This is a genomic window from Chloroflexota bacterium, from assembly GCA_016235055.1.
Classification (GTDB): Bacteria; Chloroflexota; Anaerolineae; order JACRMK01; family JACRMK01; genus JACRMK01.
Genome location: JACRMK010000006.1, coordinates 70,005 through 79,784, shown reverse-complemented (window position 1 = coordinate 79,784; position 9,780 = coordinate 70,005). Strand labels below are relative to the sequence as shown.

General features: G+C 59.5%; 9 protein-coding genes. 7 read left to right on the top strand and 2 right to left on the bottom strand.

Going from position 1 to position 9,780, the window contains the following annotated elements; translation table 11 throughout:
• Positions 1 to 64: 64 nt before the first annotated feature.
• The 5 genes from HZB53_01460 (at position 65) to HZB53_01440 (ending at position 4,508) form a co-directional block, all read left to right on the top strand.
• Positions 65 to 379 carry a transposase gene (locus HZB53_01460; protein MBI5876290.1) on the top strand — a complete coding sequence of 105 codons (315 nt, stop codon included), beginning with the start codon at positions 65 to 67 and terminating at the stop codon, positions 377 to 379.
• The gene (locus HZB53_01455; protein ID MBI5876289.1) at positions 340 to 1,056 is read left to right on the top strand and encodes an IS3 family transposase; all 717 of its coding nucleotides are present in this window, start codon (positions 340 to 342) and stop codon (positions 1,054 to 1,056) included. The genes HZB53_01460 and HZB53_01455 overlap by 40 nt, the downstream gene beginning before the upstream one ends.
• A 27-nt stretch (positions 1,057 to 1,083) precedes the next feature.
• Positions 1,084 to 1,686: an SIR2 family protein gene (locus HZB53_01450; protein MBI5876288.1), complete on the top strand. Its 603-nt coding sequence runs from the start codon at positions 1,084 to 1,086 to the stop codon at positions 1,684 to 1,686.
• Complete coding sequence (locus tag HZB53_01445; protein MBI5876287.1) at positions 1,676 to 3,571, top strand: hypothetical protein; 1,896 nt, start codon at positions 1,676 to 1,678, stop codon at positions 3,569 to 3,571. Before HZB53_01450 ends, HZB53_01445 begins: the two co-directional genes overlap by 11 nt.
• Positions 3,572 to 3,713: 142 nt before the next feature.
• The gene (locus HZB53_01440) at positions 3,714 to 4,508 is read left to right on the top strand and encodes an SDR family oxidoreductase (protein ID MBI5876286.1); all 795 of its coding nucleotides are present in this window, start codon (positions 3,714 to 3,716) and stop codon (positions 4,506 to 4,508) included.
• 75 nt (positions 4,509 to 4,583) lie between these two features.
• On the opposite strand, the gene HZB53_01435 is transcribed toward HZB53_01440, so the two are convergent.
• Complete coding sequence (locus HZB53_01435; protein ID MBI5876285.1) at positions 4,584 to 5,057, bottom strand: nucleoside deaminase; 474 nt, start codon at positions 5,055 to 5,057, stop codon at positions 4,584 to 4,586.
• 150 nt (positions 5,058 to 5,207) lie between these two features.
• Here HZB53_01435 and HZB53_01430 point away from each other — a divergent pair, with 150 nt between their 5' ends.
• Both HZB53_01430 and HZB53_01425 read left to right on the top strand, forming a co-directional pair.
• The gene (locus HZB53_01430) at positions 5,208 to 6,419 is read left to right on the top strand and encodes an MFS transporter (GenBank protein MBI5876284.1); all 1,212 of its coding nucleotides are present in this window, start codon (positions 5,208 to 5,210) and stop codon (positions 6,417 to 6,419) included.
• Positions 6,420 to 6,855: 436 nt separating this feature from the next.
• On the top strand, positions 6,856 to 8,019 hold the full coding sequence (locus tag HZB53_01425) for an ArsA family ATPase (GenBank protein ID MBI5876283.1): 1,164 nt from the start codon (positions 6,856 to 6,858) through the stop codon (positions 8,017 to 8,019).
• A gap of 383 nt (positions 8,020 to 8,402) precedes the next feature.
• Here HZB53_01425 and HZB53_01420 read toward each other — a convergent pair whose 3' ends face one another.
• Positions 8,403 to 9,563, bottom strand: coding sequence for a trypsin-like peptidase domain-containing protein (locus HZB53_01420; GenBank protein ID MBI5876282.1), 1,161 nt, complete (start codon positions 9,561 to 9,563; stop codon positions 8,403 to 8,405).
• Positions 9,564 to 9,780 lie beyond the last annotated feature (217 nt).

Genomic DNA, 9,780 nt, shown 5'->3' with positions numbered 1-9,780 from the left:
TGTAATGCGCCCCTGAAGTTGGACACCGCGCTGAGGGTAAAATACCTATCAACGAGGTGCTCACATGCAAGGACAACCGAAACGCAAGTTTGCCGCAGAGTTCAAGAGCCGTGTCGTGCTTGAAGTGCTCAGCGGGCGCAGCAGCGTCGCTGCGCTAGCGCGTAAACATCGCCTCAAGGACAAGCTGATCTATGAATGGCGCGAGCAGGCGCTCGCGCGTCTGCCGCAGGTCTTCAGTCGCAGCAACGACGGTGTCGCCCAGGAGCACCGCGTCGCCGAGCTCGAGCGGCTGATCGGGCAACTGACGATCGAGAATGAGGCCTTAAAAAAAGCCTCGTTGTGGTTGAGCCGTCTGTCGCGCTCAAACGACAACTCGTGAAGACACTCAACCCGCAGTACGGCACGGTCCGCGCGCTGTGCGACTTGTTTGACTTGGCACCGAGCAGCTTCTACCATGCCGGTCCGGGACGGATCGACCGCGCCGCCGATCAACCCCTCTTGCACGCCTTGCAGCGCTTGGCGGGCCGCTACCCGACCTACGGCTATCGGCGCCTGACCATCCTGCTGCGGCGCCAAGCGGCGTTTGCACACGTCAACAGCAAACGCGTGCGGCGGCTCATGAAACAGGCGCATTTACGGGCTAAGCGACCGCGCCGGCGCATGGCGACGACGGACTCGCGCCACGGGTTCCAGCGCTATCCGAATCTGGTGCGCACGCTGGTGATCACACGACCCGACCAGGTCTGGGCGTGCGATCTGACGTACATCGTGCTGTCCAGCGGCGAGATCGTGTTTCTGGCGATCGTGTTGGACGTCTTCACGCGCACCATCCGTGGCTGGGCGCTGGGGCAAGACCTGACACACCTGCTGGCCGTGCATGCGCTGCAGAAGGCGTTGCGGCACGGCGTGTGCGAGACGCATCACTCCGATCAAGGGGTGCAGTACGCGACCCCCGCCTACACGCAGTTGCTGACGGCGCGCGGCATCCAGATCAGCATGAGCGAAATGGGTCAAGCCTGTCTACAATCGCAAGCGAATCCATTCGGCGCTCGGTGATCTCTCGCCCCGCGAGTTCGAGGCCCAGTGGTACGCGCAACAGGCTCAATAGCGATCACCCTTAACCTACCCTCAAAGGTGTCCAGCCTGAGGGGCGCACTTCAGGCACTTCACGATGCAGGCAGAGCCTACCACGTAGTCATCCATACCGTTGCAGAAGAACTAAATGGCAAAGTATTGTTTTGGCCTAACCGTAAATCCTCACCTAAACATGTTTCTACTACAGAGCTCGATTTAGTATTGCCAAGAGCATTTATCGTGTATAAGATTCACGGCGCTGTTGACCCATTTGATGCTTCCCGAGATCAGTACGTAATCACTGAAGATGATTACGTCGACTTCATGGGGCGGCTGACTACTAATTCAGCAATTCCGCCTATTTTCACAGAACATTTTGATGAAAGCCACTTCCTATTCCTGGGCTATGGCCTAGGTGACTGGCATCTACGGGTCGTGTTGAGTGGCATAGCTAGGCGTGCTCGATGGCGAGACAACATTGCATCTTGGGCAATTCAGCGGGATGTTAGTGATTTGGAAAAACACTTGTGGGAAAAGCGCGGGGTTACTCTTTTCGACCTGCCGCTCGAAGCGTTTGCCCGCAAACTACGAGGGGCACAAGATGAAGGCTGAATTAGCGAATCAGCGCACCTCGCCATACCAAGGGCTGGCACCATATGCCGAACAAGATGCGCCCTACTTCTTTGGGCGAGAGAAGGAAATGCGGCTCATCATCGCGCACTTCTTTGCATCACCAGTTACCTTACTGTATGGACCAAGTGGTGTTGGCAAATCATCTATTCTTAGAGCCGGCGTCATTCCTGCCTTACGAAGAAGACGATCTGCATCCTTGGTAATGCACAATGACTGGCATGGGCACGCCGCGAAGAGTCTAAAACAGACTATCGTCAAGACAGCCCTCACCGAGAGTAATGTGCTTAATGTTACTCTTGACGACCGCAACTTAACTCTGTCCGAACTCCTTCAAATCTATTCCGAGAAGGTGCGTCGCCGCGTAATGGTCATTCTGGATCAATTTGAAGAATACCTTTTGCGTCAGTCGCCCGCATCATTTGATGAAGAGCTTATCGAGGCAATGGCTAGCCCAAGGCTGCGTGCAAATTTCCTGATCTCGTTTCGGGAAGACGCGCTGGCCCACATGGATCGCTATGCGAGTTTGTTTCCTCGCCTCTTTGATAGCTATCTGCGCCTAGACCATCTAGAGACCAAATCAGCAGAACGTGCAATTCGTAAACCTATTGCACAATTCAACAAGAGATTCCGCGAACCGTCTGAGAGGTACACAATTGACCCCAGACTAGTTGAGTTGGTATTGGAACAGGTAAAACGGGAGAAGCCGTACGATGCTTACAACATTGAGCGGAATCATAACGATTTGCCACCAACCGCGGGAGATTCAATTCGAGTAGAAACTGCTTACCTCCAACTGGTTATGCTCAAGCTTTGGAATGAGGAGATCGAGCGTGGGTCGCGCATATTGGGGACCGACACCCTGAACACGATAGGCAATATAGACAGCATAGTATTCGACCATGTAAGCGGCATTATGGATTCTCTAGGTGTGGAAGACCAAGAGATAGCCGCAAGGTTATTGAAGCACCTCATCACGATTTCGCGAAGAAAGATTGCCCACAATTCTCTCGATCTAGCTTTATTATCAGGGGTTTCAGAAGACCAAGTCAGACGCGTTCTCAATTCCATGGCGAGCGCAGACGCTCGAATATTGCGCCGTTTGGCATCTCCGGATCATCCCAACCAAGAGTTGTTCGAGGTCTACCACGATGTTCTCGGAGAGCCATTACTGAAATGGATGGAAAAGCAAGCTGCTTCAAGCAAATTCACGATAACCGATAGAGCGTCCGAGGTTTGGTCGCAGAGTACTCGTGACGCAGACTCTATAAGAAAGTCCAGTGAGGAAGCAAAGGCGCAAGCACAGCGTTCGCCATTTCAAAATCAAGCCCTGCTGTACGATATAAGACGAAAACGCGGGATTCACCCTGAGTTTGACTACTGGAGTGACTCGGCAATTTCAAGAGGATATAGAGCAAGCACAGACTCGATTGAAATGGGTGATTCGTCGACCGCTGCCACTGCGTCTCCGCGCGGAATTGAACTATTAGAGGATTGCTTAGTGAACTGCAACGTACGCATACTAGATTATAGCGACAAATCGTATTGGGCGGGGGTTCGGGTCCGCGGTTCGTTACCCGATTTTCGCTTTGGCTATCTTGCCTACTTAAGGGTCGATGGACAGCTTGAACTTTATCGGGCGCAAGAGATCATTGCTAGCAGCAACGAATTAATGGGCCGGGCTCGCTTATCAGAGTGGATACACTTACAGGTACAGATTCTACATAGCAGAGTAGAAGTTCTGGTCAATGATGTGGTGCGGATAAGTGTGCAGGACAAGATGTTTGGAGGCACAGGCCGCGTCTATCTTCACACTTTTGGCACCCGAGCTGAGTTTGGGAACCTGCGGATCTACAAGCTCACTTGACTGACTGCTCTCGCATTCCAATTTGAAATCCTGCCAAATAGGCAGAACCGGCCCATGCCACGAGGATGCAGCAAGCCCTACATGATTTGAAGCACATCGCAGTTCGTCTTCGACGCATACTGATAGATCAACAGGAGATCTAATGGACCTCGGACTGAAAAACAAAGTCGCCCTGGTGACCGCCGCCAGCCGCGGACTGGGCAAAGCGGTCGCGCTCGAACTCGCCCGCGAGGGCGCGCTCGTCGCCATCTGCTCGCGCAACGCCGAGGCGATCGACAGCGCCGCCGCGGACATCCGCAAGCAGACCGGCGCCGAGGTGCTGGCGCTGGCCGGCGACGTAACCGATGCCGGCCAGATTGCGCGCGTCGCGGAGGAGACGGCGAAGCGCTGGGGCGGCATCGACGCGCTGTTCGCCAACGCCGGCGGGCCGCCGCCGGGCCCGTTCATGCAGTTCAGCGACGAGCAGTGGCTGTCCGCCGTCCAACTCAACCTGATGAGCGTCGTGCGGCTCTGCCGCGCCGTGCTGCCCGGCATGCAGGGCAAGCGGTGGGGCCGCATCGTCATCGATACCTCGTTCACGGTCAAGCAGCCGCTGGAGAACCTGATCCTGTCGAATGCCATCCGCGCCGGTGTGGTCGGCATGGCGAAGACGCTGGCCAGCGAAGTCGCCAAAGACGGCGTGACGGTCAACTGCATCTGTCCGGGCTGGATTCAGACCGAGCGCGTCGACCAACTGCTCGACAACCGCGCTAAGGCGAACCACACCGCGCGCGAAGCCGAGGCGAAAGCGCTCTCGGCGGCGATCCCGGCGGGACGCATCGGCCGGGTGGAGGAGTTCGCCGCCGCCGCCGCGTTCCTCATGTCCGACCGCGCCTCGTACATCACCGGCACGGCGCTGACGGTCGACGGCGGCATCGTCAAGGGGCTGTTCGGCTAAAGGCAGAAATCCAACACCAAGACACCAAGGCACAAAGATAGATTTCTTTGTGTCTTCGTGTCTTGGTGTTTTTCTTTATCCCCCGTTGAGCATGCGCAGTTCGTCCGGGCGGCCGCGCACCCACAGCGCCTCGCTCTCCAGGCGCAGCACGCCGCCCAGGTAGTGCTTGATGTGCCGTTTCACGTACGGCATCTCCAGCATCGCTTCCGGGTGGATGTTCTTGTCGGCCAGCGCGAAGACAATCGCCGCCAGGTCGCTCATCACCGCCGCGCCCAGGCACATCACGCACGGCTCCACCGTCGTGTAGAGCACCGCTTCGTGCTGGTGCTCCTCCAGGTATCGCTCGGCCTGCATCAGCGCGTTCATCTCCGCGTGCGCGATCTGGCTGTGGCGCAGCTTGTGCATCGCCCGCCCGCGCCCGACGATCTTGCCGTTGTGCACGATCACCGCGCCGATCGGACGGTCACCGTCGGCCAGCGAGCGTTCGGCCTCCTTCAGCGCCGCGCGCATGTACAGGGCATGATCCAGCGCCTCGAAATCCAGCGGCATCAGTTCCTCCCACAGTAAGGTTGAAACCGAGTATAGCACACCGCCGCGCGTGCGGCGGCATACTTCGTGATGTATAATTTGCTCCATGCCGTCGACCGACTCTGTGACATTCCTCTTCAAAGCGCTGCCCGGCACGACGTGACACTTCGTATGACGCTCATCCGATCACTGACCCATCCCACTTTCGCCTTGCTGTGGTCCGGGCAAACAATTTCACGGCTGGGCGATCGTTTGTATACCATCGCATTGGCATGGTGGGTCCTGCAGAAGACCGGTTCCGCCACAACGATGGGGACGGTACTGATATTCTCCTCGATCCCCAACCTCTTGTTCCTCTTGCTCGGCGGGGTCACCGTTGACCGCTTCTCTCGCACACGCATCATGCTGATCTCAGACTTGCTGCGCGGTATCCTCATCACTTTGGTGACTGCATTAGCCGTCACGGGGACCTTGGAAGTCTGGCACATCTTTCTGGCGAGCACCGCCTTCGGCTTAGTGGCGGCCTTTTTTCAGCCGGCGTATACCGCCCTCGTGCCTGAGCTGGTGCCGAGCGACATGTTGCCCAGCGCCAATTCATTGACGGCGCTGAGCCGCCAACTGACCGGCATATTCGGCCCCGCCCTTGGCGCCGCCATCGTCGCATTTGGTGGTCCGTCGGGCGGCTTCGCCCTCGATGCCTTGTCATTCTTCATATCGGCTGCGTGTCTGGCGCCGCTCCTTCCAGTATCAACGGCCCACTTGGGCAACACGCAGCGAGCCAGTATCCGAGTTGCCGTACAAGAGGGATTCAGCACCGTGACCCACACGCCGTGGCTGTGGATCACGATCTGCATCTCCGGTTTGACCAATATGACACAGGCTGGACCTTGGTCCGTCGCATTGCCATTTCTTGTCAAGGATAGTTTGCATGCTGAGGTCGGGGTGTTGGGATTTTTGTATTCGGCCTATGCGCTCGGGTCGGCGCTCGGGGCCGTGTGGGTCGGTCGTTCAACACGCCTTCGCCGCCGGGGCTTAGTAGCGTACGGCGGGTTAATTGGTTGGGGGCTGGCCACCGCCATAGTTGGTTTGCCGCTGCCGATGATTGGCTTGCTGGTCGCCGCGTTTCTGGTAGGCGGGTCGCTGGCTATATTTAATTTGATTTGGGATAATACTCTGCAAGAGTTGGTGCCGCGTCATTTGCTGGGGCGCGTCGCAAGCATTGATGCGCTTGGTTCGTTCGTCCTGCTGCCAATTGGCTTTGGTCTGGCGGGGTGGGCAACGGACTGGGTCGGCGCGCCAATGGTATTAATCAGTGGAGGCTTATTGACCACTGTCCTGGTTAGTCTGGGATTACTCCATCCCAAGATTAGAGCACTCGATTGATGCTATGCGCACAAGCCGTGATAACGGTTGGCATCACTCCAGCGCAGCGAGCGGGGTGCGGCGCTCGAAGACTCAAACGACTGCGCCAGGCCTCGCCGCCGGTAACCACTACCGTCTGGCGTCGGGCTTGCGCATGGCAGATGAGCACCCGGCCTCCTTCAGCGCCTCGCGCATGTACTGGGCATGATCCGGTGCCTCGAAATCCTGCGGCATCGCTTCCTCCCGTGTTCAAGGTATACCGCAGTATAACACACGGCGCCCTCGTAGGGGCGAAGCATTCGCGCGTGCGCGCGTGTTCGACTGGAAGCCGACTGCGCGAATGCTTCGCCCTTACCGCATCGCCCGTATAATCAACGGTTGGGCATCGTCGCGCACACTGCAACTGCCCCTGCCGCGCCACGAACTGCGCGGCCATCAAAGCGGAGCGAAACCACACATGCGAATCATTCTCTATACCGGCAAAGGCGGCGTCGGCAAGACGTCGATTGCCGCGGCCACCGCCATGCGCTGCGCCGAACTCGGCTACCGGACCATCGTCGTCTCGACCGACGCCGCACACTCGCTCGGCGACTCGTTCGACCTGACCATTGGCAACGAGCCGATCACGCTGGCGCCAAAGCTCAAGGCGCAGGAGATCGACGTCCTGCACCAGATGGAGCGCTACTGGGGTACCGTGCAGGACTGGATCAACTCGGTCCTGCAGTGGCGCGGCATCAACGAGATGATCGCGGAGGAGGCGAGCATCCTGCCCGGCATGGACGAGCTGGCCAGCCTGCTGCAGATCGTCGCCCTGCACGACAGCGGCGAGTACGACGTGATCATCGTCGACTGTGCGCCAACCGGCGAGACGCTGCGCCTGCTGTCGCTGCCTGAGGTCGCGCGCTGGTACCTGACGCACATCTTCCCGATCGAGCGCGCCGCCGTCAAGATGGCGGGACCGCTTTTGCGCGGCGTGACCGGCCTGCCGATACCCGACGACCGCATGTTCGACACGATCAAGGAGTTGATCCTGCAGCTCGACCGCATGCAGAAGCTGCTGGCCGACCCGACGAAGTCATCGGTGCGCATCGTGCTCAACCCGGAGAAGATGGTCATCAAGGAGGCGCAGCGCACCTTCACCTACATCAACCTGTACGGCTTCGCCTGCGACCTCGTCATACAGAACCGCGTCCTGCCGCCGGAGGCGCAGACCGGCTATTTCGCTGCCCTGCGCGACACCCAGCAGAAGTACCTGCGCCTCGCCGAGGAATCGTTCGCGCCGGTGCCGATCCTGCAGGGGCCGTTCTTCGAGAACGAGGTCGTCGGTCCCGACATGCTGCGCCGCATGTCCGCCGCCATCTACGGCGACCGCGACCCGTCGCAGATGTTCTACACCGGGTCACCGCAGGTCGTCACCAGGCGCGACGACCACTACGAACTATCGCTCAAGCTGCCGTTCACCGCCAAGGGCGACGTCAAGCTGACGCGCGTGGCCGACGAATTGACGCTCAGCCTCGGCAACTGGCGGCGCAACCTGGTGCTGCCGCGCGTGCTGGCCACGCGCGAAGTCGAGAAGGCCACCTTCACCGAGGACCAGTTGGTGCTGACGTTTATGGCGTAATACTATTTCAACTTGGCCATGTCCTCATAGCGATTGCGCAAGTGCAACTGCCGCCCCCTCATCCCCTGGCCCCTTCTCCCCCGCGCGCAGGGGGAGAAGGGGAAAAACTAACGGGGAGTTGCGCGGCGGTTACGCCGCCGCGCACCTCCCCGGAGACTTGCTCCCCCTCCCAGCTTCGCTGGGAGGGGGCTGGGGGGAGGGCAGAATTTGGCGGTGTGCCGTGTGCTCATGCGACATGCACATGGGACATTTTCAATTTGAAACAGTATAACACGCTGGCCGATCGGATTCGGCAGCGGGGCGAAATTCGCCGCGCAAAATCAAAAGCCCCTTCGGGTCTTCTGAACCCGAAGGGGCTTTGTGCTGTCTGCCGGCAGCCAAGACTATCCAGTGGTCGGCCGGTCGGCGAGCTTCACATCCACGTTCAGCGTCTGATCGCCGCGCTGCACCGACAGTGTCACCGTCTCCCCGACTTTGTTCTTCAGCAATATGGTCGGCAGCGGCGCGTCCGCCGTCAGCGCCGTCCCGTTGATCGCGGTAATCACGTCGCCGACCTTCAACCCGGCGCGCGCCGCCGGCCCGCCCGCCGAAATCTCCTGAATCCATGCGCCCTGCTTGGGCGCCAGGTTGTTCGCCGCCGCAATCTGCGGGTTCAGCGTCGTGTACGTCACGCCCATGAACGGCCGCGACACACGCCCGCTGGCCAGCAACTGCGCCGCCACATACTTCACCGTGTTGACCGGCACCGCAAAGCCGAGGCCCTGCGCAGACTGCCCGTTGTTGTCCGTGCTGACGACCAGCGAGTTGATGCCGATCACCTGACCGCTGATGTTCACCAGTGGACCGCCGGAATTGCCGTGATTGATCGCCGCATCGGTCTGGATCAGCCCTTCGAGCGACGAGCCTTCGTTCGCGCTCAACTGGCGGTTCAGGCCGCTGACCACGCCAACCGTCACCGTATCGCGGAAGTCGCCCAGCGCCGAGCCGATCGCGATCACCGGCTCGCCCTGCTGCAGAGCCTTCGAATCGCCCAGTTCGGCGACGCCCGGCATCGCGCGGTCAGTCACCTGCAGTACGGCCAGATCGCTGAACGCGTCGCTGCCGATCAGCTTCGCATCCGATTTACCGCCATCCTGGAACAGCACCTGGATCGCCGTTGCGCCGTCGATCACGTGCTGGTTAGTTACGATATAGCCCTTGTCGTCAATCACCACGCCCGTGCCGGTTGCCTGCCCCTGCCGGTTGCGCGGGCCGGATGCGGACGGAATCCGCTGCTGCGTCGTCGCGACGATCGTCACGACCGCCGGGTTCACCCGCTTGACCGCCTGCACGATTGCGGAATCCGGCTGCACCGCCACGACCTGCGCGGCGGCCCCGGCCGCAGGCGCGCTGGCCACAACCGGTGACGCCGCGCGCTGCTGGCTGGACATCAGATACGCGATCGAGCCGCCGGCCGCGCCGCCGCCCAGCAGGCCGACGAACAGCGCCAGCATCACAACCACGAATAGCGTCCGACACCCCACGCCTCTGCTCTGTGTTTCCATATTTATGACCTCTCAAAATGGGGACAAGCCGCCCCGCTTTATGCCATATAAAACCGGAATCCCCGACTCCCCTCGCCCAAGGGGAGTCGGGGCGGTTTCAAGGAGGAGGCTGTTTGCCCGTAGCCTCTGCTGTTGCTGATTGTATTAAACCAAAGCTCAATGAGAGCCAAATGAGAGAATGCAAAGCGGGCGGTTAGACTGCAAACCGCCCGCTGGG